The organism is Actinomadura hibisca NBRC 15177, from assembly GCF_001552635.1.
Classification (GTDB): domain Bacteria; phylum Actinomycetota; class Actinomycetes; order Streptosporangiales; family Streptosporangiaceae; genus Spirillospora; species Spirillospora hibisca.
Genome location: NZ_BCRO01000049.1, coordinates 1 through 23808 on the forward strand (window position 1 = coordinate 1; position 23808 = coordinate 23808).

20 protein-coding genes are annotated in these 23808 nt (G+C 73.4%); 6 read left to right on the top strand and 14 right to left on the bottom strand.

Features of this window, described 5'->3' with window-relative positions:
* Nucleotides 1-549: 549 nt before the first annotated feature.
* From AH6_RS23420 to AH6_RS23435, 4 genes are all read right to left on the bottom strand, one after another.
* Nucleotides 550-909: a tetratricopeptide repeat protein gene (locus AH6_RS23420; RefSeq protein ID WP_067483391.1), complete on the bottom strand. Its 360-nt coding sequence runs from the start codon at nt 907-909 to the stop codon at nt 550-552.
* A 63-nt stretch (nt 910-972) separates the two neighbouring features.
* Nucleotides 973-1203 (bottom strand): hypothetical protein, encoded by a 231-nt coding sequence (locus AH6_RS23425; protein ID WP_067483393.1) that lies wholly within the window; start codon nt 1201-1203, stop codon nt 973-975.
* Nucleotides 1200-3098 (bottom strand): Na+/H+ antiporter NhaA, encoded by a 1899-nt coding sequence (gene nhaA / locus AH6_RS23430; RefSeq protein WP_067483395.1) that lies wholly within the window; start codon nt 3096-3098, stop codon nt 1200-1202. The genes AH6_RS23425 and nhaA overlap by 4 nt, the downstream gene beginning before the upstream one ends.
* Before the next feature lie 12 nt (nt 3099-3110).
* A complete protein-coding gene (locus AH6_RS23435) occupies nt 3111-4055 on the bottom strand; it encodes an NADP-dependent oxidoreductase (RefSeq protein ID WP_067483397.1) in 945 nt (314 codons plus the stop codon).
* A gap of 153 nt (nt 4056-4208) precedes the next feature.
* Here AH6_RS23435 and AH6_RS23440 point away from each other — a divergent pair, with 153 nt between their 5' ends.
* Nucleotides 4209-4502: a hypothetical protein gene (locus AH6_RS23440; protein ID WP_067483399.1), complete on the top strand. Its 294-nt coding sequence runs from the start codon at nt 4209-4211 to the stop codon at nt 4500-4502.
* A 96-nt stretch (nt 4503-4598) separates the two neighbouring features.
* Here the strand turns inward: AH6_RS23440 and AH6_RS23445 are convergent, their stop codons facing one another.
* From AH6_RS23445 to mfd, 4 genes are read right to left on the bottom strand one after another with little or no spacing between them, the layout of a single operon-like run.
* Complete coding sequence (locus AH6_RS23445) at nt 4599-6875, bottom strand: transglycosylase domain-containing protein (RefSeq protein WP_245679436.1); 2277 nt, start codon at nt 6873-6875, stop codon at nt 4599-4601.
* A gap of 58 nt (nt 6876-6933) precedes the next feature.
* Nucleotides 6934-7902 (bottom strand): nucleoside triphosphate pyrophosphohydrolase, encoded by a 969-nt coding sequence (locus tag AH6_RS23450; protein WP_067483401.1) that lies wholly within the window; start codon nt 7900-7902, stop codon nt 6934-6936.
* A 2-nt stretch (nt 7903-7904) separates the two neighbouring features.
* The gene (locus tag AH6_RS23455; protein ID WP_067483403.1) at nt 7905-8558 is read right to left on the bottom strand and encodes a hypothetical protein; all 654 of its coding nucleotides are present in this window, start codon (nt 8556-8558) and stop codon (nt 7905-7907) included.
* A gap of 52 nt (nt 8559-8610) precedes the next feature.
* On the bottom strand, nt 8611-12168 hold the full coding sequence (gene mfd / locus AH6_RS23460; protein WP_067483405.1) for a transcription-repair coupling factor: 3558 nt from the start codon (nt 12166-12168) through the stop codon (nt 8611-8613).
* Between the two features lie 239 nt (nt 12169-12407).
* On the opposite strand from mfd, the gene AH6_RS23465 reads away from it, so the two are divergent.
* Together AH6_RS23465 and AH6_RS23470 are read left to right on the top strand one after the other, a co-directional pair.
* Complete coding sequence (locus AH6_RS23465; RefSeq protein ID WP_218005914.1) at nt 12408-13010, top strand: TetR/AcrR family transcriptional regulator; 603 nt, start codon at nt 12408-12410, stop codon at nt 13008-13010.
* The gene (locus AH6_RS23470; RefSeq protein ID WP_067483407.1) at nt 13007-14566 is read left to right on the top strand and encodes an MFS transporter; all 1560 of its coding nucleotides are present in this window, start codon (nt 13007-13009) and stop codon (nt 14564-14566) included. The genes AH6_RS23465 and AH6_RS23470 overlap by 4 nt, the downstream gene beginning before the upstream one ends.
* A 72-nt stretch (nt 14567-14638) precedes the next feature.
* Here AH6_RS23470 and AH6_RS23475 read toward each other — a convergent pair whose 3' ends face one another.
* From AH6_RS23475 to AH6_RS23485, 3 genes are read right to left on the bottom strand one after another with little or no spacing between them, the layout of a single operon-like run.
* The gene (locus tag AH6_RS23475) at nt 14639-15085 is read right to left on the bottom strand and encodes an FAD synthase family protein (RefSeq protein WP_067483409.1); all 447 of its coding nucleotides are present in this window, start codon (nt 15083-15085) and stop codon (nt 14639-14641) included.
* Entirely contained in the window at nt 15082-15930 is an 849-nt protein-coding gene (locus tag AH6_RS23480) for a CDP-alcohol phosphatidyltransferase family protein (protein WP_083983373.1), read from the bottom strand. The genes AH6_RS23475 and AH6_RS23480 overlap by 4 nt, the downstream gene beginning before the upstream one ends.
* Nucleotides 15927-16358 carry an adenylyltransferase/cytidyltransferase family protein gene (locus tag AH6_RS23485; protein ID WP_067483411.1) on the bottom strand — a complete coding sequence of 144 codons (432 nt, stop codon included), beginning with the start codon at nt 16356-16358 and terminating at the stop codon, nt 15927-15929. Before AH6_RS23485 ends, AH6_RS23480 begins: the two co-directional genes overlap by 4 nt.
* A 204-nt stretch (nt 16359-16562) precedes the next feature.
* On the opposite strand from AH6_RS23485, the gene AH6_RS23490 reads away from it, so the two are divergent.
* The 3 genes from AH6_RS23490 (at nt 16563) to AH6_RS23500 (ending at nt 20010) form a co-directional block, all read left to right on the top strand.
* Nucleotides 16563-17345 carry a class I SAM-dependent methyltransferase gene (locus tag AH6_RS23490; RefSeq protein WP_067483412.1) on the top strand — a complete coding sequence of 261 codons (783 nt, stop codon included), beginning with the start codon at nt 16563-16565 and terminating at the stop codon, nt 17343-17345.
* 151 nt (nt 17346-17496) lie between these two features.
* Nucleotides 17497-18969, top strand: a complete 1473-nt coding sequence (cysC, locus tag AH6_RS23495; protein WP_067483414.1) for an adenylyl-sulfate kinase — start codon at nt 17497-17499, stop codon at nt 18967-18969.
* 102 nt (nt 18970-19071) lie between these two features.
* Complete coding sequence (locus AH6_RS23500; RefSeq protein WP_067483416.1) at nt 19072-20010, top strand: sulfite exporter TauE/SafE family protein; 939 nt, start codon at nt 19072-19074, stop codon at nt 20008-20010.
* Here the strand turns inward: AH6_RS23500 and AH6_RS23505 are convergent.
* Genes AH6_RS23505 through AH6_RS23515 form a run of 3 tightly spaced genes read right to left on the bottom strand, consistent with a single transcriptional unit; the run spans nt 19998 to nt 23706 of the window.
* Nucleotides 19998-21293, bottom strand: a complete 1296-nt coding sequence (locus AH6_RS23505) for a polysaccharide biosynthesis protein (RefSeq protein ID WP_083983374.1) — start codon at nt 21291-21293, stop codon at nt 19998-20000. The genes AH6_RS23500 and AH6_RS23505 overlap by 13 nt on opposite strands.
* A complete protein-coding gene (locus AH6_RS23510; protein WP_157431654.1) occupies nt 21290-22561 on the bottom strand; it encodes a GumC domain-containing protein in 1272 nt (423 codons plus the stop codon). Before AH6_RS23510 ends, AH6_RS23505 begins: the two co-directional genes overlap by 4 nt.
* On the bottom strand, nt 22561-23706 hold the full coding sequence (locus AH6_RS23515) for a glycosyltransferase family 4 protein (protein WP_245679437.1): 1146 nt from the start codon (nt 23704-23706) through the stop codon (nt 22561-22563). The genes AH6_RS23510 and AH6_RS23515 overlap by 1 nt, the downstream gene beginning before the upstream one ends.
* Between the last annotated feature and the right edge of the window lie 102 nt (nt 23707-23808).

Here is a 23808-nt window from a genome sequence, read left to right on the forward strand (position 1 = left end):
CCCCGGTAGCTGGGGTAGCTGGTCAGGTTCGGGCGCGGAGCTGAGGTCGTTGGTCGGGTGCGGGGCACGGGGCTGAGGTTCTTGGTCACGCGCGGGGCGCGGGCTGGGGTTGTTGGTCGGGTGCAGGGCACGGGGCTGGCGTCGTTGGGCACGCGCGCAGCGCGGGCTGAGGTAGTTGCGCGGAGCGCCAAACGCGGAGCGTGCCCTTGGCGCGGAGCGCGCCTTTGACGCGGAGCGCGCCTTTGACGCGGAGCGCGCCTTTGACGCGGAGCGCGCCTTTGACGCGGAGCGCGCCTTTGACGCGGAGCGCGCCTTTAGCGCGGAGCGCGGGGTTGGGATTGTTGGGCACGTCCAGGACGCGAAACCGGGGTCGCTGGTCACGCGTGGGGCGCGGGGTTGGGGTAGTTGTTTGGGCGCAGAGCGCGGGAGCGGCACGGCACAGACGTGCAGCGGAGAGTTAGGCAGGTTGGGCAGGATTTCCGCCCCCGCCTGACTCTTAACGCCAGACGGCCCCGCACCAGACACGGTGCGGGGCCGTCACAAAACCGTTCAGTCAGCCAGGTTTCCGGCCGTCACCGACACCTCTATCTCCTCCGCCCGGCCGACCCCCATCGCCTCCGCCATCTTCCGGAACGTCGCCGCCCCAGCACCCCGGTTGCGCCGCTCCAGCGTGCGCGCCAGCGCCTCGTAGGCCCAGCCGTTGCCCGGGTCCAGCTCCACCAGGCTGCGCAGCGACTGCTCCGCGCGGCCCAGCTGGGCGCTGTGGAAGTACGCGCGGGCCAGCAGTTCGAGGGTGGCGCGGTTGGACGGGTCGGCCTCGTTGATGGGGGCCAGGATGCGCGCGGCGGAGATGTAGTCCTTGGCGTCGAAGAACATCTGGGCGCGCTGGAACTCGTCGTAGGTGTTCATGGGGCGCCTCCCTCGGTCCGGTGTGGTTGAACGTTAAACCAGAGGGGGTCCGCCTTTGTTCCCCTACTCCCCCAGCTCCTGCTGGAGGCGCTCGCGTTCGTTCTCCAGCGTCTCGATCTGCGCGTCGCGGTCCGCGCGGGCCTGCAACGCCTGGCCCGCGTCCCCGAAGTCCTGCGGGTCGTCGTTCGGCTCGCCCAGCTCGCCGCGCAACATCCGCAACGCGTCGTCGATCTCACGGATGCGCCCCCGCTTGTCCTCGGGCGTCTGGTTCACATCTCCGGTCGGGTCGTTCATTCGTTCCTCCTGATCTCGCACTGTCCGCTGAATCCGTCGTTCCCCGGGTGGGGTTCGGGCGCGGCTCTCAGCGCCGCCTCCACCGCCTCGCCCAGCGACTCCACGTCATACGAGCCCTCATGCAGCACCCCGTTCACGAAGAACGTCGGCGTCCCTTCCACTCCCGCCCGTGCGCCGCCATCCCGCACCCCATCCACCCTCGCCAGATGCCCCGGCACGTCCCCCCACGGCCGCACCCCCATCTCCTCCGCGTACCGCGTCAGGTCCGCATCCGTCAGTGCGAGCTGGTTCGCGAACAGCACCTCGTGCATCTCCCAGAACTTGCCCGCGTCCGCCGCGTCCTCCGCCACCAGCGCCGCCGGGAACGCGTGCGGGTGTATCTCGCGCAGCGGGAAGTGCCGGAACACCACGCGCAGCCGGTCGCCGTACCGGCTCCGCAGTTCGTGCAGGATCTCCTCCGCCTGGCCGCAGTACGGGCACTCGTAGTCCCCGTACTCCACCAGCGTCACCGGCGCGTCCGCCGGGCCGCGCGTGTGGTCGGCGGCCGTGATCGGCGGCATCGGTTCGGGCGGCGAGTCGCTCCGTTCCGCGTCCGGCGGCGCGCACGCCCCGCCTTTGTTCCACGCCAGCCGGAAGATCAGCCAGCCCAGCAGCGCCGACACCGTCGAGCCCGTCAGGATGCCGATCTTGGCCTGGCTCTGCAGCGCCGGGTCGTCGCGGAACGCCAGGCCGGTGATGAACAGCGACACCGTGAACCCGATCCCCGACGTCGCCGCGCCGCCCAGCACCTGCCCCCACTGGAGGTTGCCCGGCAGCTCGCCCCACTTGAGCCGCAGCGGCAGCCACGTCCCGGCCGTGATGCCGACGAACTTGCCCACCACCAGGCCCAGCACCACGCCGTGCGTGACCGGCGACGACGCCGCCGCGCGCAACGTCGCGCCGTCCAGTTGCACGCCCGCGTTGGCCACCGCGAAGACCGGCACGATCACGTAGCTCGTCCACGGATGCAGCAGCAGTTGCAGCCGGTCGTTGACCGACACCGCCTGCTGCACGCTGCGCTGCACCTCCCGCGCCTGCTCGGGCGTCGGGTCCCGGGTGAGCGCCTGCACCGCCTCGCCCGCCTCCAGCAACTGGCGGTCCTTGGGCGCGTAGACCGCCACCGTGATGCCCAGCAGCAGTCCGGCCAGGGTCGGGTGGATGCCGCTCTCCACCGTCGCCACCCACAGGCCGAAGCCCAGCACGACGTACGCCGGGCCGCGCCACAACCTGATCCAGCGCATCGCCACGATCAGGGCGATCAGCAGCAGCGCGATCAGCAGCGCCGTCCAGTTCAGCTTCTCGGTGTAGAAGACGGCCACGACCAGGATCGCGCCGACGTCGTCGGCCACCGCCAGCGTCAGCAGGAACACCCGCAGCGGCGCCGGGCAGCGCGCCCCCAGCACCGCCAGCAGGCCCAGCACGAACGCGGTGTCGCTCGCCATCGGGATGCCCCAGCCGCTCGCGCCCGGACCGCCCGCGTTGATGACGTAGTAGATCAGCGCGGGCAGCGCCATGCCGCCCAGCGCCGCCACGAGCGGCACCGCCACCAGCCGCCGGTCGCGCAGCTGCCCCACCTTGATCTCGCGCCAGATCTCCAGCCCGACGACGAAGAAGAACAGCGCCATCAGGCCGTCGTTCACCCAGTGTTCGAGGTCCAGGTCGAACGAGCGCGCCCCGAACTCCACCGCCAGCGTCGTGTGCCAGAAGGTGTCGTAGGTGTCACCCCAGGGCGAGTTGGCCCACACCAGCCCGGCCAGCGTCGCGACCAGCAGCACGCTGGTGCTGCCGGTCTCGGTGGCCAAGAAGGCGCGCAGCCCCTCCGGCACCACGCGCGGGGCGTGGGAGCGCTCGGTCATCGCGGCGGGCCGTCAGAGGCGGATGACGGTCTTGCCCCGCGCGCCCCCGGCCTTGTTGCGGGCCAGCGCCGCGGGCGCGTCCCGCAGGGAGACCTCCTCGTCGATGCGGATCGTGAGCTCGCCCGCGTCGATCAGGTCCGCCAGGGTGCGCAGCAGGTCGCCGCTCGCCTCGTTCTGCATGTTGACGCCGCGGAGCTCCTGGGCCTCCAGCGCGTCGGTGTTGAGCGCGTGCGCCGTGGAGACGATGGTCCCGCCGGGCCGCATCAGCGGCACGATCTCGTCCAGCTGGGCCTTGCTCCCGACCAGGTCGAGCACCGCGTCCAGGCCGTCGGGGACCAGCGCTCGCACCCGCTCGCCGAGCCCGCCGCCGGTGTAGTCCACGGTCTCGGACGCGCCCAGCTTCCGCATCTCCTCGGTCGTGTCGGGCCGGGCGGTGGCGATGACGCGGGCGCCGTTCCGCGCGCCGAGCTGCACCGCCGACTGCCCCACGCCGCCGGTCGCGCCGAGGATCAGCAGCGTCCGCCCCTCGTCGGCGCCGGCGATCCGGACCGCGTTCCAGGCGGTCATCGACGCGGTCGGCACCGCGGCGGCCTGGGAGTAGATCATCCCCTCGGGCATGGCGGCCAGCGTGCCGTCGGCGGGCGCGACGGCGAACTCGGCGTAGCTGCCCAGGCCGCGCGACACGTCCTGGAAGCTCCCGTAGACCTGGTCGCCGGGCCGGAACGCGGTCACGTCCGCGCCGACCGCCTCGACCACGCCCGCGCCGTCGCTGCCCAGGATCAGCGGGAAGGAGTGCTCGACGGCGTCCTTGAGGAGGCCGTCGGCGACCTTCCAGTCGATCGGGTTGAGCCCGGCGGCGACCAGCTTCACCAGGACCTCGCCCGGCCCCGGATCGGGCCTGGGCAGGTCGGTGAGCACCGGCGTGGCTCCGAACTCGGCAACGGCAACGGCTCGCATCGTGAGTCCCCCGATTCACCAGCGACGACTTCCATCCAAAAGTCGATCTACCCGATCGCCTTTCGTGTCACACAAATGACCAGGTCATCGGGGCTTGTCGGGCTTAACCGGCGCTTTGGGCGGAAAGGACCACCCCGGAAGGGGGACGACGACATGACCGAACGCACGCCGCAGGACGAGGCCCAGGCGCTCCAGGACCAGATGGGCGACGACGAGCAGGAGTTCGCCATCGCCGAGACCGAGCGCTACGTCGAGGACCCGCCGGACGACATGGTGATCGGGGAGCCCGAGGAGGGCCCGCTGGAGATCTCCGAGTACGAGCGCGAGACGGCCCGCCGGGGCGATCCGGCGCCCGACGACCGGCCGCAGGACGACCGTCCCGCCGAGGCCGACGCGATGCACGAGCTGCCGCGCCGCGAGCGCCGGATGGACGACTACGACCTCTGACGGGCCGGCTTGGCGGGCCGGTCTGACGGGCCGGTCTGGCGGGCTGCTCTGACGGGCAAGCCCAGCGATCCCGGCCGACGCGACCGGGACCACCGCTCAGCGGTCCCGGCCCGGCCGGTCCGGCTTCTTCGGCTTGTCGGGCCTCAACGTGCCGTCACCGCGCTTGTCCTTCTTATCCCGCTTGTCGCGCTTCTTGCGCTCCTTCTTGTCCTTGGGCCGCTTGGGCGGGTCCTCGCCCGAGCCCCGGCTGAAGTAGTGCCCCGGCGGCCGCACGAACGGCGTCGCGGCCCGTCCCGCCAGCGCCGCCGCCATCGTGTCCTGCCAGATCGGGGCCGGGATCGTCGCGCCGAACACCGTGCCGTAGCACTGGCCGTCCATGCACAGCGAGGTCATCGGGTACCGGTAGCCGCCGCGCGGGTCGCCCACCCACACCGCCGACGCCAGATCGGGGGTGTACCCGGCGAACCAGGCCGCCGAGAAGTTGTCCACGGTGCCGGTCTTGCCGGCGGCGGGCCGGCCGATGCCCATCCCGCGCGCGGTGCCCTGGGTCAGCACGCCGCGCAACACGTGGTTGACGGCGTCGGCCACGCCCTTGCCGATCACCTGGCGGCAGTCCGCCGACGGGATCTTGAGGTTCTTCCCGGCCGCGTCGGTGATCTGGTTGATGGCGACCGGCTTGCAGTAGCGGCCGCGCGCGCCGAAGGCGGCGTAGGCGGCGGCGAGGCGCAGCGGCGACACCGGGTTGAAGCCGAGGGTGAACGACGGGTACTGCTGCATCGGCTTGCCGTTGGCCTGCTTCATGCCGAGCCGCTCGGCCATCCGCGCCGTCTCGCACAACCCGACCTGCTTCTCCAGCGCCAGGAAGTAGGTGTTGACCGAGTGGTGGGTGCCGGTGACTAGGCTGAACGTCCGGCCGCCCTCGCCGTCGGCGGAGTTGCGCAGCGACGCGCCGGGGTCGCCGACGCGCCGCCCCTTGCAGTCGCGGAACCCGACGGGCGTGTAGCGGTCGGCGGCCATCAGCCGCGACCCGAACGGCTGGTCCTGCTCCAGCGCCGCCGCCAGCGTGAACGCCTTGAAGGTGGACCCGGCCTGCATCCCGATGCTGGACCCGTGGCTGGCGTCGGCCGCGAAGTTGATCCAGGTCTTGCCGCGCTCCTTGTTGGGGCCGAGCGCGCGGTCGACCGCCATGCCCTTGATCTGCCCGGTGCCCGGCTGCACCAGTGCCTGCGCGGCGGCCTTGCCCGCCGAGTTCTTGCGCGGGACGTGCCGGTCCACCGCGCGCTGCGCGGCGCGCTGGGTCTTCCAGTCCAGCGTGGTGCGGATGGTGAGGCCGCCCTGCTTGAGCAACTTCTCGCGGGCCTTGGGGGTCTTGCCGAACACCGGGTTGGTGAGGATCTCCCGGTGCACGTAGTCGCAGAAGAACGGGGCCTTGCTGGAGACGCACCCGCTGCGCACCGACTGGAGTTTCAGGCCGAGCGGCTGGGCCTTGGCGCGGGCGGCGTCGGCCTGGGTGATCTGGCCCAGCTCCGCCATCCGCGCCAGCACGACGTCGCGGCGCTCACGGGCCTGGCCGGGATGCTGGGTGGGGTCGTAGGCGTAGGGGTAGCGGACCACGCCCGCCAGCAGCGCCGACTCGGTGAGGGTGAGCTTGGCGGCGGGCTTGGAGAAGTAGCGGCGGGCGGCGGCCTCGATGCCGTACGCGCCCGCGCCGTAGTAGGCGATGTTGAGGTAGCGGCGCAGGATCTCGTCCTTGGAGAACTGCCGCTCCATCGCCACCGCGTACTTCAGCTCGCGGAGCTTTCGGGCCGGGGTGAGGGCGCGGGCGGCCTGGCGTTCGGCGTCGTTGTCGGCCTGGGTGAGCAGCAGGTTCTTCACGTACTGCTGGGTGATGCCCGACCCGCCCTGGGTGACCTCGCCCGCGCCCAGGTTGCTGGCCAGCGCCCGCGCGGTGCCCTTGGCGTCCAGCGCGCCGTGCTCGTAGAAGCGGCTGTCCTCGATGGCGAGGACGGCCTTGCGCGCGATGGGCGCGATCTGGTCGAGGCGGACGTCCACGCGGTTCTCGTAGAAGAACGTCGCCAGCAGCGACCCGTCGGCCGCCAGGATGCGGGTGCGCAGCGGCACGCCGCTGGTCCGGAGGTCGGCGGGCTCCTCGTCGAACCAGGTCGCCGCGTCGCGCGTGGCGACCCCGGCCGACCCGGCGAACGGCAGCACCATCAGCGCCACCAGCACGCCCGACAGCGCGCCGAGCCCGGCCAGGCCGCGCACCGCCCGCAACCGTTCGGCGGTGGTCAGGGCCGCACCGCGTCCGCCCCGGCGACGGCTCGCCCGCCCGCCACCACCGGTCCCATCGCGTCCTCGAACCCCACCTAGCACGCGTTCAGCGTAAAGGGGGACACTCCGCCCGACCACCCCATCGGGGATCTTGACTGCTCTAGGACGTCTGCTGCTGCTCCCACGCGCGGACACGATCGCGGAATACCCGGGAAACCGCGCGCAACTCCGCCTCGGCGTCAACTCCCGCCGCCTGCGCCTCCCGTACCAGGGCGAACAGCCGCGAACCGAAGTCCTCTCCCGCCGGGTCGAGGTCGGCCGGGGCGTCCAGGCGGGCGGCGCGGCGCTGGAGCTGGGCGGCCAGCGACAACGACGGCTGGCCCATCGGGACGCCGTCGAACTCCGACGCGGCGGCACCGCTCTTGGCCGAGCGCTCGGCGGCCTTGATCTGCTCCCAGTTGGCGTTGACCTCGTCGGCCCCCGACACGGTGACGTCGGCGAACACGTGCGGGTGGCGGCGCACGAGCTTGTCGACGATCCCGGCGGCGACGTCGTCGATGGTGAAGGCGGTCTCGTCGGTGCGCTCGGCGGCGACGACCGCGTGGAAGGCGACCTGCATCAGGACGTCGCCCAGCTCCTCGCGCAGCGCGCCGTAGTCGCCCTCCTCGACGGTGTCGGCGACCTCGTAGGACTCCTCCAGCAGGTACTTCACCAGCGACTCGTGGGTCTGCTTGGCGTCCCAGGGGCACTCGCGGCGCAGCGTGTCCATGACGTGGACGAGGTCGAGCAGCCGCGCGCCGGGCAGGTCGTAGGAGCCGTGCAGGACCTCCACGTCCAGCGGGTCGGCGACCACGAGCTGCCCGATCTCGCGCATGAGGCGCTCGTCGCCGTCCGGGTCGGCGATCCACAACGTGGGGTGCCGCCGGGCGGACTCCACCAGGGCGCGCGGGTCGGGGTCGGTGACCTGCTCGGCGTGCACGCCCGCGTCCACCAGGCCCGGCAGCAGCGGGTGGTCGTTGCGGACGAGCACGCGCGCCGACGAGCGCAGCGCCTCCCACGCGGGCCAGGACAGCAGACCGGGGGCCACCCGGTGCGTGGTCGCGAGCAGGGTCAGGGACGGCGAGGCCATGGTCAGCGGATACCCGATTCGGTGTTGGACAGGTGGTACTTCACCGGCGCGATCTCGACCTGGTTCGGGTCGAACGAGCCGTACCGCGGATTGATCTTGATCTTCATGCGGGTGGCGGTCCGCACCAGCAGCGTGTTCCAGCGCTCGCGGACCTGCGCGGTCGCCTGCGCGTCGGGCTGCGCGTCGGCGGGGGCGTCGCCCGCGCCGAGCCTGCGCAGGATCAGCTCGCGCGTCGCCAGGTAGCGGGCGAAGTCCTGGGTGTAGCGCTTGGGCAGCCCGCTCGCCAGGGTGTGCGAGGGCGCGCCGCCCTGCTGGTTCAGCACGCTCATGACCTGGTCGGTCTGGCCGCCGGTGACGCTGACGCCCGCGTCCTTGGCGGCCTCGTCGGCGATGCGGAAGTTGACCAGCGCGGCCAGCGCGTTGCGCACGTCCGACTCGGACTGGTCGCCCTGCTCGGGGCCCGCGCCGTCGCGCATCTGGTTGGCGACCGGGTCGGCCCGGAACTCCTTCTCCCAGTCGGTCACCGCCGTGTTCAGGCTGGAGACGCTGATGCGGTCGTCGCCGATGAGGGCGGCCGCGCCGGGCTGGGCCGCGCCGCCGCAGGCGGTCAGGGCGGCCGCGGCCGCCGCCACGGTCGCGAGGATCTTCACGCGCACAACGTCTCCCCGTCGAAGCGTTCGGTGTCAGGAATGATCATTCGCGGGAATCCTAGGCGCGGGCCGGTTCGAGGAACAGGGCTTCGACCAGGTCTGTGGCCCACTTGAGCAGCTCTTGGTCGCGCAGCGGCCGTCCGCCGAGGGGCGCGGTCTTCGGCACCGGCACCAGCAGCGTGCTGGTGGCGGGCTTCAGGACGCTCTTGGGGTAGAGCCGCTGGAGCCGCACCTGCCGCGACTCGGGCAGGTCCACGGGCGCGAACTTGACGAAGTTGCCCTGCAACCCGACGTCGGTGAGCCCCGCCCGGCGCGCCCTGGTGCGGAACCGGGCCACCTCCAGCAGGTTCAGCACCGGGACCGGCAGCGGGCCGAAGCGGTCCTTCAGCTCCTCGTGCACGGCGGCGATCTCGTCCTCGGCGGTGATCGCGGCGATGCGGCGGTAGGCGTCCAGCCGCAACCGCTCGCCGGGCACGTACTCGTGCGGCAGGTGCGCCTCGACCGGCAGCTCGACCTTGGTGTCGGCCATGGTCTCGGCCGCGCCGCCGCCCCCCTCCTTGAGGTCGCGGACGGCCTCGCCGACCATGCGCACGTACAGGTCGAAGCCGACGCCCGCCACGTGCCCGGACTGCTCGGCGCCCAGGATGTTGCCCGCGCCGCGGATCTCCAGGTCCTTCATCGCCACGTACATGCCCGCGCCGACCTCGGTGTGCTGGGCCAGCGTCGTCAGCCGCTCGTGCGCGGTCTCGGTGAGCGGCACCTCGGGCGGGTACAGGAAGTAGGCGTAGGCGCGCTCGCGGCCTCGTCCGACGCGGCCGCGCAGCTGGTGGAGCTGCGACAGGCCGTACATGTCGGCGCGGTCCACGATCAGGGTGTTGGCGTTGGGCACGTCCAGGCCCGACTCCACGATCGTGGTGGCGACCAGGACGTCGTAGTTCTTCTCCCAGAAGTCCACCATGACCTTTTCGAGCTGCTGCTCGTTCATCTGGCCGTGCGCGACGGCGATGCGCGCCTCGGGGACCAGGCGGGCCAGCGTGGCGGCGGCCTTGTCGATCGAGCGGACGCGGTTGTGCACGAAGAACACCTGGCCCTCGCGCAGCAGCTCGCGGCGGATCGCGGCGGCGATCTGCTTCTCCTCGTAGGGGCCGACGAAGGTCAGCACCGGGTGCCGCTCCTCCGGCGGGGTGAGGATCGTGGACATCTCGCGGATGCCGGTCAGGCCCATCTCCAGGGTGCGCGGGATCGGCGTGGCCGACATCGCCAGCACGTCCACCTGGGTGCGCAGCCGCTTCAGCTCCTCCTTGTGCTCGACGCCGAAGCGCTGCTCCTCGTCGATGATGACCAGGCCGAGGTCCTTGAAGCGGGTCTTGGACGACAGGATGCGATGCGTGCCGACCACCACGTCCACGCTGCCCTCGGCGAGGCCCCGCATCGTCTCCTCGATCTCGGCCTCGCTCTGGAACCGGCTGATCGGCTTGACCGTCACCGGGAACGCGCTGAACCGCTCGGCGAAGGTGGACAGGTGCTGCTGCACCAGCAGCGTCGTCGGCACCAGCACCGCGACCTGGCGGCCGTCCTGCACCGCCTTGAACGCCGCGCGCACCGCGATCTCGGTCTTGCCGTAGCCGACGTCGCCGCAGATCAGCCGGTCCATCGGGACCGGCTTCTCCATGTCGCCCTTGACCTCGTCGATGGCGGCGAGCTGGTCGGGGGTCTCCACGTAGGGGAAGGCGTCCTCCAGCTCGCGCTGCCAGGGCGTGTCGGGCGCGAACGCGTGCCCGGGGCTCGCCATGCGCGCCGAGTAGAGCCGGATCAGCTCCCCGGCGATCTGCTTGACGGCCTTGCGCGCCTTGCTCTTGGCCTTCTGCCAGTCGGCGCCGCCCAGCCGGTGCAGCGAGGGGGCCTCGCCGCCGACGTAGCGGGTCAGCTCCTCCAGCTGGTCGGTGGGGACGAACAGCTTGTCGCCCTTGGCGTACTCCAGGATCAGGTACTCGCGCGTCGCGCCCTGCACGTTGCGGCTGACCAGCTCCACGTACCGGCCGACGCCGTGCTGCTCGTGCACCACGTAGTCGCCCGCGTGCAGCCGGAGCGGGTCGACGCCGCCGCGCCGCCGCGAGGGCATGCGGCGCATGTCCTTGGTGGAGGTCTTCTGGCCCGACAGGTCGGTCTCGGTGAGGACGGCGAGCTTGACGGCCTCCCAGGTGAAGCCGTTCTCCAGCAGGCCGGTGGCCACGTTGACCAGCGACGGCGCGGGCAGGCCGGGCAGGTCGGTGAGCCGGGCCCCCAGGCCCTCCTCGCCGACCAGCTGCACCAGGCGCTCGGCGGGGCCGGGCCCGGCGGTGACCAGCACCACGTGCCAGCCGCCGTCGATCCAGCGCTTGAGGTCGCCGACGACGCGGGCGGTGTCGCCCCGGTACGCCTCGGCGGGGCGCACGTCCAGGTCGAGGGAGTTGCGGCCCTCGCCGAGCGGGGACGCGCCCGCGTCCTCGGGTCCGGCGTTCAGCGCGGTGACCGTCCAGCGGGGCAGGCCGATCTCGGCGTTGTGCTCGCGCACCTCCTCCAGGGAGCGGAACGCGGCCGCGCCGAGGTCGATCGGGGCCTCTCCCCCGGCGGCGGCGTTGACCCAGCTCGCCTCCAGGAACTCCTGGCTGGTGCGCACCAGCTCGACGGCGCGGGTGCGGATGCGCTCGGGCTCGCACACCAGCAGCGCCGAGCCGTCGGGCAGCAGGTCGGTGAGCAGCTCCATGCGCTCGGCGAGCACGGGCGAGAACGCCTCCATGCCCTCCACGGTGTCGCCGTCGGCGATGCGGCCGAGGATCTCCTCCAGGGCCGGGTGCTGCTCGGCCAGCAGCCGGGCGCGCTCGCGGACCTCGTCGGTCAGCGGCAGCTCGCGGCAGGGCGGGGCCCACAGGCCGTCGGGCGCGACCTCCAGCGAGCGCTGGTCGGCGGCCTTGAAGTAGCGGATCTCCTCGACGGTGTCGCCCCAGAACTCCACCCGCAGCGGGTGCTCCTCGGTGGGCGGGAAGACGTCGAGGATGCCGCCGCGCACGGCGATCTCGCCGCGCTTCTCCACCAGGTCGACGCGGTGGTAACCGGCGTCCACCAGGCGGCGGACGGCGTCGTCGAGGTCCGCCTCGTCGCCGCCGCGCAGCCGGACCGGCTCCAGGTCGGCCAGCCCGGACACGATCGGCTGGAGCACGGCGCGGACCGGCGTGACGACCACGTTCAGGCGGCCTCCGGCCCCGTCCCCGGCGTCCGGGTGCACCAGGCGGCGCAGCACCGCCAGGCGCTGGCCCACGGTGTCCGAGCGCGGCGACAACTTCTCGTGCGGCAACGTCTCCCACGCCGGGAAGTGCGCGACGCGGTCGGGGTCGAGCAGGCTGCTCAGCGCGGCGGTCAGGTCCTCGGCCTCGCGGCCGGTCGCGGTGACCGCCAGCACGACGCCCGCGCCCTCGCCGCCCCCGCCCCCGGCGGCGACCGCGCGCGCCAGGGCCGCGCTCAGGATCGGCCACATCGACGGCGGCGCGACCACGTCGGTGTCCACGCGCGCCTGCGCGACGGCACCGGCCAGCCTCTCGTCGGTGCACGCCAGATCAACAAGTCCAGAAAGCGTCATCTTCGCCCGCTACTCATCCGCCCCGGGAGGGACCGGCGAACCGCCTGGCACCTCCGCGCCGCCGCCCTCGCCCGATGCGGGGCAGCCCGAAAACCCGGGAATCGCTCCGACCCCGGCATCACCGTCCAGCCTACGCGCCCGACCACCCTCCGCGCGGGCGAGGTGGACCACACGGGACGCCCGCACCGTCGCAACACACGTGTAGCATGTGAGACATCGATGTCTCAAACAGGACGGGGATGGCGCAGATGCGGAACGAGGAGGAGATCCTCGGCGCGGCGACCCGGCAGCTCAACGAGAAGCCGACCGCCTCCATGGCCGAGATCGCCGAGGCCATCGGCATCAGCCGCGCCACCCTGCACCGGCACTACGCCTCCCGCGAGGCGCTGCTGCGGGTGCTGGGCGAGCGCGCCACCGCGCGCTGGGAGCAGTCGCAGGACGCCGCCGGGATCGACGCCGCCGCCGCGTCCGGCGACCCGGCCCGGCTGACGGCGGCATTGCGCGCGCTGCTGGCCGCCTACGTCACCGACGCCGACGAGTACGGCTTCGCCCTGACCGAGCATTTCCTCACCGACCTGCCTGACCTGGTCTCCTGGGGGGAACGCCTGGAAGAGCGCGAGATCGCCTTCTACGCCGCCTGCCAGGCGGCCGGGGTGCTGCGCGACGACCTGCCCGCGCGCTGGGTGAGCAACGCCGTCTACGGCTTCATGATCGCGGTGCGGGAGAGCCTGCGCCGCGGCGACGTGGCGCGGCGCGACATCGAGAACCTGCTGATCACCACCTTCCTGTCGGGCGCCGGGGCGCGCCCCGGCGGGACGTCCGCACCCGGGGGAACCTCATGACGACCGCCAAGACGCCGGCGGCGGCCGCGGCCGCGACGCCGCCGCCGGACCCGCGCCGCTGGGCGGGGCTGGCGGTCCTGTCGGCGAGCCTGCTGCTCGTCGTCATGGACATGACCATCCTGAACGTGGCGCTGCCCGAACTGTCGGCCGACCTCAAGCCCGACTCGGTCCAGCTGCTGTGGATGGTGGACATCTACTCGCTGGTGGTGTCGGGCCTGCTGGTCACGATGGCCGCGCTCGGCGACCGGTGGGGCCGCAAGCGCCTGCTGCTGACCGGCTTCGCGATCTTCGGCGTCGCCTCGCTGGGCGCGCTGGCGGCCGACAGCCCCGGCGCGGTCATCGCGGTGCGCGCGCTGCTGGGCGTCGGCGGCGCGATGATCATGCCGTCCACGCTGTCGATGATCCGGCACCTGTTCACCGACCCGCGCGAGCGCGCCACCGCGCTCGGCGTCTGGGCGACGATGGCGGCGGTCGGCGGCGCGCTCGGCCCGATCCTGGGCGGGGCGCTGCTGGAGCGCTTCAGCTGGCACTCGGCGTTCCTGGTGAACGTGCCGGTGATGGTGGTGGCGATCGTGGCCGGGCTGCTCCTGCTGCCCGAGTCGCGCACCCCCACGCCCGGCCCCTGGGACCTGGTCGGCACCGCGCAGTCGATCGTCGGCATGGTCGCGCTGGTCTACTCGATCAAGCACTTCGGCAAGGAGGGCTTCGGCGACCCGCAGGCGTGGATCTCCGGGGTGATCGCGGTGGTGGCGCTGTGGTTGTTCGTCCGGCGCTGCCTGAACCGGCCCGACCCGCTGCTGGAGGTGGGGCTGTTCCGCAACCGCGCCTTCACCGCCGGGACCGTCACCGCCCTCGCCGTCAGCATCGCGATGGCCGCCACCATGCTGCTGCTCGCCCAGTGGATGCAGCTCGTGCAGGGCTACTCGCCGCTGGAGACGGGCGTGCGGATGTTGCCCGAGGCCGTCGGCGCGATGATCGCCTCACCGCTGGCCCCGGCCCTGGCGGGCCGGATCGGCGCCCGCACCGTGCTGTCGGGCGGCCTGGCGATCTCCGGCATCGGCCTGCTGGTGATCTTCTGCTGGCCGGCGCCGCTGGGCTACCCCGCCGTGGCGGTCGCGCTGGCGCTGGTCGGCGTGGGCCTGGGCTCGCTGGCGATCGCCTCGGCCGTCATCATGGCGGGCGCGCCCCCGGCCAAGTCCGGCAGCGCCGCCGCCATCGAGGAGACCAGCTACGAGATCGGCGGCGCGCTCGGCGTCGCGGTGCTCGGCAGCATCGCCGCCGTGTTCTACCGCACCCACCTGAGCCTGGACGACCTGGCCGCCGACGGCGTCACCGGCACCACCGCGCACCAGGCGCAGGAGTCGATCGGCGGCGCGATGGAGATCGCCCGGCACCTGGGCGCCGACGGCGCGCGCCTCGCCGAGCAGGCCCGGGACGCCTTCACCGGCTCGCTGGAGTGGACGAGCGTCGCGGGCGGCGTGCTGATGCTGGCCACGGCGCTGGTGGTGTGGTGGCTGACCCCCCGCGACCTGGACCTGGCCGAGGTCGAGCACTGAGCCGAGGGCCGTGACGGCCGCGCGGCGGCGTCGGGTGACCGCGCCGTGCGGTCAGGCGGCCGCGCGGCGGGGTCAGCTGCGCGGCGCGCTGATGAGCTGGCGCAGCGCGGTGCTGGAGGTGTGCACCGTGTAGGGGAAGTAGACGACCCGGACGCCGACCCCGCCGAGGTCGCGCTCCAGCCGGTCGCCCTTCTCGGTGCCCTTCCAGTCGTCGCCCTTGAACAGCACGTCGAAGCCCAGCCGCTCCCACATCACCAGCTTGTCGCTGGACACGTCGGTGACGACCTCGTCCACGCAGCTCATCCCGCCGACGATGGCCATGCGCTCGGCGTGCGGGACGATCGGGCCCCGCCCCTTGGCCACCTTCAGCACCTCGTCGGTGACCACGCCGGCGATCAGGTGGTCGCAACCCTGGCGGGCCCGCCGCAGGATGTTCAGGTGCCCGATGTGGAACATGTCGTAGGCGCCCGGCACGTAGCCGACCACGCCGGTGCGGGCCGGGTCGCGGCGCGCCCTCATCGGCGCGGCCCGAGGTCGGGGACGGGCCGGGCCTGCGGCCCCGGGGCCTGCCCGGGGGCCTGGCCGTGGGTCTGCCCGGCGGCCTGCCCGTGGGCCGGGGCCGCGGGGGCGTCCAGCGCGGCGACCTCGCGGAACCACTTGACCGCGGCGGCCAGCAGGAACAGCAGGTTCCCCGCGAAGATCAGCGTGTAGACCGGCAGGAACACCGCCGGGAAGCCCAGCAGCAGGAACGCCACGCACAGGACCCCGTAGTCGGTGGGGATCACCAGCAGCGAGCGCAGCGTGGACGGGGCCCCGGCCGCCGGGGCGGGCGCGCCGGTCGCCGCGCGGTGCGCGCGGGCCAGCAGGTCCTTGAGGATCATCCCGAAGAACATCACCGCGGCGACCACCGTGAAGCCCAGCGGCACCAGCAGCCAGGCCGCCCGGTCCAGGTCGAAGAACCGGTACCAGGAGACCAGCACCGCGCCGTGCAGCGCGGAGATCTTGAGGCTGTCGACCATGTGGTCCAGGAACTCGCCGGCCTTGGAGCCGCCGCCGCGCAGCCGGGCGAGCTGCCCGTCGGCCGCGTCGAAGGCGTAGCCGACCACCAGCGCCAGGCACACCGCGACGCCGAGCCAGGCGGCGGGCTGCACCAGCGCGATCAGCGCGACGCCGGTGAAGGTGAAGGCGGCGCTGATGCCGGTGACCTGGTTGGGCGTCAGGCCGACGACGTACGACGCCGCCGCCAGCAGCCGACCCAGCTTGCGGTTGACGAAGCGCGAGTAGGCGGGCGCGCCCTTGGTGGTCTTCTGCGCCGACGCCAGGCGGGCCAAAGCGGCGCCGAACGTGCGGTCCGGGACGTTCACGCCACCGACTCCTCGGGCTCGAATCCGGCCAGCGCGGCGCGCAGCACGGGACCGGCGGTCTCGGCGACCCCGGTGAAGGCGACGACGCGCACGCCGGTGCCGGTCAGGGCCTGCTCGGCGGCGGCGCCGGAGGGGGCGTCGGGGCAGCCGGTGAAGACCACCGAGAACCCCAGCTCGGCGTGCGCGGCGCGCAGGTCCAGCTCCTCGACGGCGACGACCTCGGCGACGCCCCGCACGGCGGCGACGATCTCCATGCGCTCGATCAGCGGCACGATCGGCCGGGCGCCGGTCAGCCGCTCGGCGGCCCCGTCGCCCAGCACGCCGACCACCAGGCGGTCGCAGGCCATCTCGGCCCGGTCCAGCACGTCCAGATGCCCGATATGGAAGAGGTCGAAGACCCCGGGCGCATAGCCGACCAACCCGTCCATGCGTCCCCCTCGCGCGCTTGTGTCACCGGTGGTTCAGTCGCGGATCAAAGGTACGTTAGCAGTTCTTTGCTTACGCATTGCCACAGTTGGGGATGCTCGCGGCGACTTCCGCGCGGTCCCATTGATCACTCAGGGCGACACGGCCACCACCAACAATGAGCAAATAGCGGACAGTCCGCAGCGGTCCGGTTACGCTGCGAGTTTGTGACCGAACTGCGCACCTCGCCGGTCAGCCACGGCGAACTGTTCTCCGAACGCGCCCGCCAGTACGCCCAGGACCGGCCGCTACCGGAGCGGATCAGCATCCTGGAGGCCGGGTGCGGCTGGGGCTCCGGTCTCGACCTCGGCGACCTCGCGCACCAGGTCATCGGGGTCGACGTCGAGTCCCCCGCGCTGCGCGCCCACACCCGGCGGCGCGCCGACCTGGCCACCTGGCACCTGGGCGACCTGCGCACCGTGCCGATGCCGCCGCGCGCCTACGACGTGGTGTACGCGCCGTACGTGATCGAGCGGGTGCCGCACGCCGAGCTGGTGCTGGACCGCATGGTGGCCGCGCTCAAGCCCGGCGGCCTGCTCATGATCACCCTGCGTGACCGCAACACGGCCTTCGGGTTCCTGGACCGCACGCTGCCGCCGTGGTTGCGCGAGACGTTGTGGGACGAGCCGGGCGGCCCGCGGCGGCCCGGCCCCCCGGCGGGCGGCCCGCCGCCGAAGCCGGCGCCCGCGCCGCTGCCGCCGCCCGCCGCCGTCTACGACCCGGTCGCCTCCCGGCAGGGCATGCGCTGGTACTGCGTGATGCGCGGCCTGGTGATCGCCGAGGAGTACGCCTCGCGCCGCTGCCTGGAGGCACAGGGGGCCGGTTCCGGCCTGGCGGGCCGGGTGTGCGAGGCGGTCGCGGCGCTCAGCCGGGGCCGGCTCACCGCCGAGCACAGCGAGGTCTCGCTGGTGATCCGCAAGCCGGAGAACCGCTTCGCCCGGGTCATCTGAGGCGGCCCGCCGTGCCGGTGACCACATCCGTCCACGCCGGAGTGCCCCGGGCGAGGTGCGGCCACCCCGGGGACCTCGGTATTTTTCTGCGGAAAACCCTACTGACCTGGATCAGCCCGGCCATCCGAACCGGGCGGGATCGGAGACCGCGGTGACCGCCGAAGCCGGCCTTCCCGACACGCTGCGCGACCTGCCCACCTGGACCCCCGACGGGGTCGAGCTGGCCGACCTGGAACTGCTGCTGGCCGGGGTCTACCGGCCGCTGGCCGGGTTCCTCGGCTCGTTCGACACCGCCATGGTCATCGCGGGCGGCCGGCTGGCGGACGGCACCCCCTGGCCGGTGCCGGTCACCCTCGCGGTCCCCAAGGAGCTGACCGCGCACGAGCGGCTGGTCCTCCAGGACCCCGAGGGCGTGCCGCTGGCCGTGCTCGCCGTCGGCGAGGCGTGGCAGGACCCCACCACCCAGGGCTGGCGGCTGGCGGGGACGCTGGAGCCGCTGCGCGCCCCGGCGCACGGACCGTTCCACCGGCTGCGCCGCCGTCCCGACGAGATCGAGCCCGCCGAGGGCCCGACGCTCGCGGTCGCCACCCGCGAGCCGCTGCACCGCAAGCAGCTCGGCCAGCTCCGCCAGGTCGCCGAGCGGCTCGGCGCGCGCGTGCTGGTGCTGCCGCTGCTGGGCGGCGGGCACGACGAGTCGCTGGTGCGCGCGCTGCTGGCGGTGCGCAAGGAGCTGCCGGAGGGCGCGCGGATCGTCCCCGTGCCGCTGCCGCCGCGCGACCTGGACGGCCCGCGCGACGTGCTGTTGCGTTCGCACGTGGCCGCCGCCTACGGCGCGACCCACCTGCTGGCCGAGGCCGAGGCGGAGGGGACGGCCGTCCCGGTGGTGGTGCCCGAGCCGTGGGCCTACGACGCCGACATCGAGGTGTGGCGGCCCGTCGCGCGCATCGACCCCGACCACGTGCAGGCCGAGCTGACGCCCGAGCGCCTGGGCGAGCTGCTGGACCGGGGCGAGCCGGTGCCCGACTGGTTCACCCCGCCCGCCGTGGCCGCCGAGCTGGCCGTGGCCCGCCCGCCCAAGTCCTCGCGCGGCCTCACCGTCTTCTTCACCGGCCTGTCGGGCTCGGGCAAGTCCACCGTGGCGCGCGGCCTCGCCGACGCGCTGGTGGAGCGCGGCGGCCGCGACGTCACGCTGCTGGACGGCGACGTGGTGCGGCGGCTGCTGTCGGCCGGGCTGACCTTCTCCCGCTCCGACCGCGACCTGAACATCCGGCGCATCGGCTACGTCGCCGCCGAGGTGACCCGGCACGGCGGCGCGGCGATCTGCGCGCCGATCGCGCCGTACGCGGCGACCCGCGCCGAGGTGCGGCGGATGGTGGAGGCGGCGGGCGACTTCGTGCTGGTCCACGTCGCGACGCCGCTGGAGGAGTGCGAGCGGCGCGACCGCAAGGGCCTGTACGCCAAGGCGCGCGCGGGGCTGATCCCGGAGTTCACCGGCGTCTCCGACCCCTACGAGGAGCCCGAGGACGCCGACCTGGTCCTGGACACCTCGCAGGTCTCCCCCGAGGAGGCGGTGGCGAAGGTGCTGGACCTGCTGGTGTCCGGCGGCTGGGTGCGCGCCGAGTAACTCCGGGGCGACCGTCCCCCTCCGGCCCCAGGGGTACCGCGGATAAGGGATGGCCCTTACCCTGGTACTCGGTTTTTCCTATATAGCCGGTAGGTCATAGCGATGGACTTCGATTGGACGATGGCGCTGGGCTCGTTCCTGGTCGCCGTCGTCGTGGGCCTGACGGGCATGGGCGGCGGCGCGCTCATGACGCCCATGCTGGTCACCTTCTTCGGCGTCAGCCCGCTCGCGGCGGTCTCCAGCGACCTGGTCGCGGCGGCGGTGATGAAGCCGGTGGGCAGCGCGGTCCACTACCGCCAGGGCACCATCAACATGCGGCTGGTGGCCTGGTTGTGCGTCGGCTCGGTGCCCGCCGCGTTCAGCGGGGTGCTGGTCGCCCGCGCGCTGGGCGACGGCGAGGGCGTGCAGCGCGTCATCGAGATCGCCATGGGCACGGCCCTGCTCGTCGCGGCCGCCGGGCTGGTGGTGCGGGGACTGCTCGCCCGCCGCGCAGGCGGGGACGCGCCCGACGGCGCCGAGGCCCCGGAGATCACCGTCCGGCCGCTGCCGACGGTGCTGGTCGGCGCGGTCGGCGGCCTGGTGGTGGGCATCACCTCGGTCGGCTCCGGCTCGCTGATCATCGTGGCGCTGCTGGCCCTCTACCCGGCGCTGAAGGCCAACCAGCTGGTGGGGACCGACCTGCTCCAGGCCGTGCCGCTGGTGTTCGCCGCCGCGCTCGGCCACCTGCTGTTCGGCGACTTCCGGATGGAGGTCACCGCCGCGCTGCTGGTGGGCTCGGTCCCGGGCGTCTACCTGGGCTCGCGGATCTCCTCGCGCGCGCCGGGCGGGCTGATCCGCCGCGCGCTGGCGTTCGTTCTGGTGGCGTCGGCGCTGAAGATGTTCGGCGTGCCGCTGACCGCGCTGGCGTGGATCCTGGTCGCGATGCTGGCGGCCGCGACGGCGGTGTGGCTGGTGCAGCGCAACCGGGCCCCGCGCCCGTCCGCGACCGTCCTGGCGGACGACACAGGCGGCGCGGACGAGCGGGTCGATCAGCGCGTCTGAGGGACCAGCGGTTCCGCGGCGGCGACCGGGGCCTGCCGGGGCGGGTCGCCCTTGCGGAGCATCCGCCACAACATCGCCGCCGACACCAGGCCGCCCGCGCCCAGGCAGTACGGCGCGTACGCGGCGTGGCCCGGGTCGGCCAGCAGCAGGCCCGCCAGGACGGCCAGCCCGGTGAGGCTCTCCACGCCCCGGATCGCGAAGACCGTCCGGGACCGCTTGCGGGCCGTCGCCAGGCTGGCCAGCGGCAACGTGCACGCGAAGCACACCGCGTAGATCCCCCACCCGGCGAGCGCGACCTCGTCCACCGCGAACGACCCGCCGGTGACCAGCGGGCCCAGCCAGTCGACCAGCAGGACGCCGCCCAGGCTGAGCACCAGCGCGATCCCCGACATCAGCCCGCACGCGCGGACCGCCTGCCGGGCCCGCATCGGCCGCCCCTCCCGCTCGGCCTTGGCGAAGTCGCCGAGCAGGAACCAGCCCGCCCCGTTCACGAACGTCAGCGCCGGGGCCAGCAGCAGCCGGGCCGCCTCCACCCCCGCCAGCGCGGCGGTGGACGCGAACGCGGCGATCATCACCCGGGCCAGCAGCAGCGCGGTCGGCCGGATGCCGGCCTGGATCGACCGCCACCACGCGAACGCGGCGACCTCCCGCAGCGCGGTGCCGCGCAGCGGCGCGAGGGCGTACTCCTCGGCGGGCAGCCGGAACCGGGCCAGCACGATCGAGGCGGCGCAGCCCGCGCACATCGCGGCCAGCAGCAGCTCCACCGACGCGGAGCGGCCCGCCACCAGCAGCCCGCCCAGCGCCGCCAGCGTCACCACCAGGTAGCAGGCGTCGTTGAGGGTCAGCCGCCAGAACTCCATGCGGGCGGTGAAGACGCGGCGGCCGGTCTCGTTGGTCAGCCACAGCGCCACCAGCAGCGCGAACAGCGCGGTGCCCGCGGCTCCGGCCAGGCCCATCGCCACCGACACCACCGCGCCGACCAGCGCGCCGAGCGAGACGCTGCCGAGCACCGACCAGACCAGCGCGCCGCGCACCCGCGGCTCGAACCGGTCGAAGACGGTCAGGGTGTCGCCCACCCACGAGGTCTGCACCGCGGTGATCATGACCAGGACGGCGACGAACAGCGCGTACGCGCCGTACCCGGCCGCGCCCAGCGACCGCGCGGCCAGCGCCTGCACCAGCAGGCTGCCGCCCGCGGTGACGAACTGGACGGTGACCGCGCCGCCGGCCGACGACAGCAGCTTGCCCGCCTTGCGCGCGAGGGGGCCGCGGGCGGGGCTCACGTGTCCAGGTCGTAGCGCATCAGGGACGAGTCCCCTTTTCCCTTGCCCGCGCTCTTGCCGGAGTTCTCGGCCGCCTCTCCGGCGATCTTCGAGGTGACGTCCTCGGCGGTGCGGGTCGGGTCGTCGGCGGGCTTGGCCGGGGCCGACTTGGCGGGGGTGTCCTTCTTGACGTGCCCGCCGTTGCTGCGCGACCTCTTGCCGTTGGCGGCCCCGTTGGTGGCGCCGTTGCCGGTACCGTTGCTGGCCCCGTTGCGGCGCGGCGTCCCGGGGTCGGCCTCCGGGTACTTGGACGAGTAGAGGCCGCCCGCCCGCTCCATCACGCGCTCCATCCCCGGGTCGAGCGGCGCGGGCCGCGCGGACCGGTCCTGGCGCGCCGGCGGGGCGATGGCCTGCGGCTCGAAGGCCGTGCCGTCCAGGATCGGCGCGGGCGCGGCCGGGGTGGCGGGCACCGGGGCCGCGGCCGGCGCCGGGCGGCCGCCGGACGGCCTGGACGCCGCCCGCAGGAACGACACCACGCAGGCCAGGATCAGGCCGAGGGCCAGGCCGATCACCGCGTTCTGCGGCAGCTTGCTGCCGGTGGCGGCGCCGGTGTCGGCGGTGTCCACGAACTGCACGCCGTCGTTGGTCTTGGCGCGCGCCGACAGCAGCCCGCTCTCCTCCACCTGGAGCTTCTTGAGGTTGTTGACCATCAGCCGGTAGGCGTTGGTGCCCGACTGGGTGCCGGCGAGGTCGTCGGTGATCTTCTTCTGGGCGGTCTGCAACGCCTTGAGCTGGCCGTCCAGCCGGGCGATGTTGGTGGAGACGGTGACGTCCTGGTAGGCCTGCACCACCGCGTTGGCGATGGTCGCGGCCTCCGGCATGCTGGCGCCGGTGGCGTTCACGATCACCACGCCGCCGTCGGGCTTGCTGGAGGTCTTGACCCGGCCGCGCAGCTGCTCGCCGGTCATCTTCGGGCCGCGCTTGCTCTTGACGATCTCGGCGGCGCGGGCCAGCACCGGCGCCGAGCCCGCGAACGCGGCGCGCTGGGCGGTGTAGGTCGCGTAGCCCGGACCCGACACCACGCCCATGCGCAGCACGTTGTTGTTGTTGGTGGGGTCGGTGACGGCGAACCGGGCGGTGGCCTGGACGCTGCTGAACAGCAGCTGGGTCGCCGCGACCGACGCCAGCACCGAGGCCAGCACGATGAGGAACGACATCAGCCGGAAGCGCCATACGGCCTCCACGAGACTGATCTCCGGAGTCGCCGGGGCGGGGGTCTGTGCTGTCATCAGGTGCTCTGCGTCCTCGTGCGGTCGGTCAGGTTCGTGATCGCGTCGTGCAGCTCGCGGTGGTAGCGGTCCTTGCCGAAGCGGCGGGCGGCGTCGGCGCGGGCGCGCTTGGCCGTCGCGAGCGCGCCGTCCCAGTCGGCCAGGAGGCGGGCGACGCCGTCGGCCAGCGCGGCGGGGTCGTCGGGGGCGACCAGCACGCCGTTGTCGCCGTCGGAGACGATCTCGACCAGGCCCTGGGTGGCGCTGGCCACCACCGGGCGGCCGGCCAGCATCGCCTCCACCGCGACGTTACCGAACGGCTCCACCCGGGAGGGGACGATCGCGATGTCGGCCTCGGCGAAGCTCTCGGCGACCGAGGACCGGAACCCGGCCAGCACCACGCCCGGATCTCCGGCGGCCAGGGTCCGCAGCTCCTCCTCGAACCACTCGTAGCCGGGGAAGATGTCGCCGACCAGGGTGAGCGCGACGTCATGGCCGCGCTCGCGCAGCAGCCGCACGGCGCGGACGGCGACGTCGGAGCCCTTGCGCGGCGACAGCCGCCCGACCAGCACGATCCGCGCCGGGCCGGTGAGCACCGCGCGCGGCTCGGTGGCCACGCCGGGGTCCTCGACGCCGTTGTAGATGATCTGTGCGCGCCGCCCGGCCGGGCCGAGGGCGGCGGCGCTGGCCCGGCTGTTGACCACGACCGTGCGGGCCAGCCGCAGCGGGGCCGACAGCGCCGCGCGGACCGGGCCGGGCACGCCGTCCTCGGCCTCGTGCACGTGGCAGAGCGAGGGCACCCGGGCGAGCGCGCCGGCCACCAGCCACAGCGGGATCGTGACGGTGTTGACGTACAGGGCGGCGGCGCGTTCGCGGCGCAGCAGGCGCACGGCGGCGGGCAGCGTCCGCGCGGCGGCCAGCGCCAGCCGCACCAGCCCCAGCGGGGACATGTACGCCTTGCGCAGCACCGGGACGGGCAGGACGACGATCTCGGCCCCGGCCGCCCGGAGCGCCTGCGACAGCGGCCCGTCGGCCGGTAGCGTCACCAGCACCCGGTGGTCCGGCGTCAGGGCGCGGACCGACTCCACGAGCATCCGGTCCGAGCCGTAGAGGTCGGGCGACGGGTGCGCCAGCACCACGACGGACCTCCGGCGAGCTTCGCCCACATCCCCTCCTTCTGGCGTGCCGGACCCCTCCGGCCACCAGTCTCCCGTAAGACTCAGATTAACTCCGGTTTACCTGCGGGACGGTCGTCGGCACAGCGCATA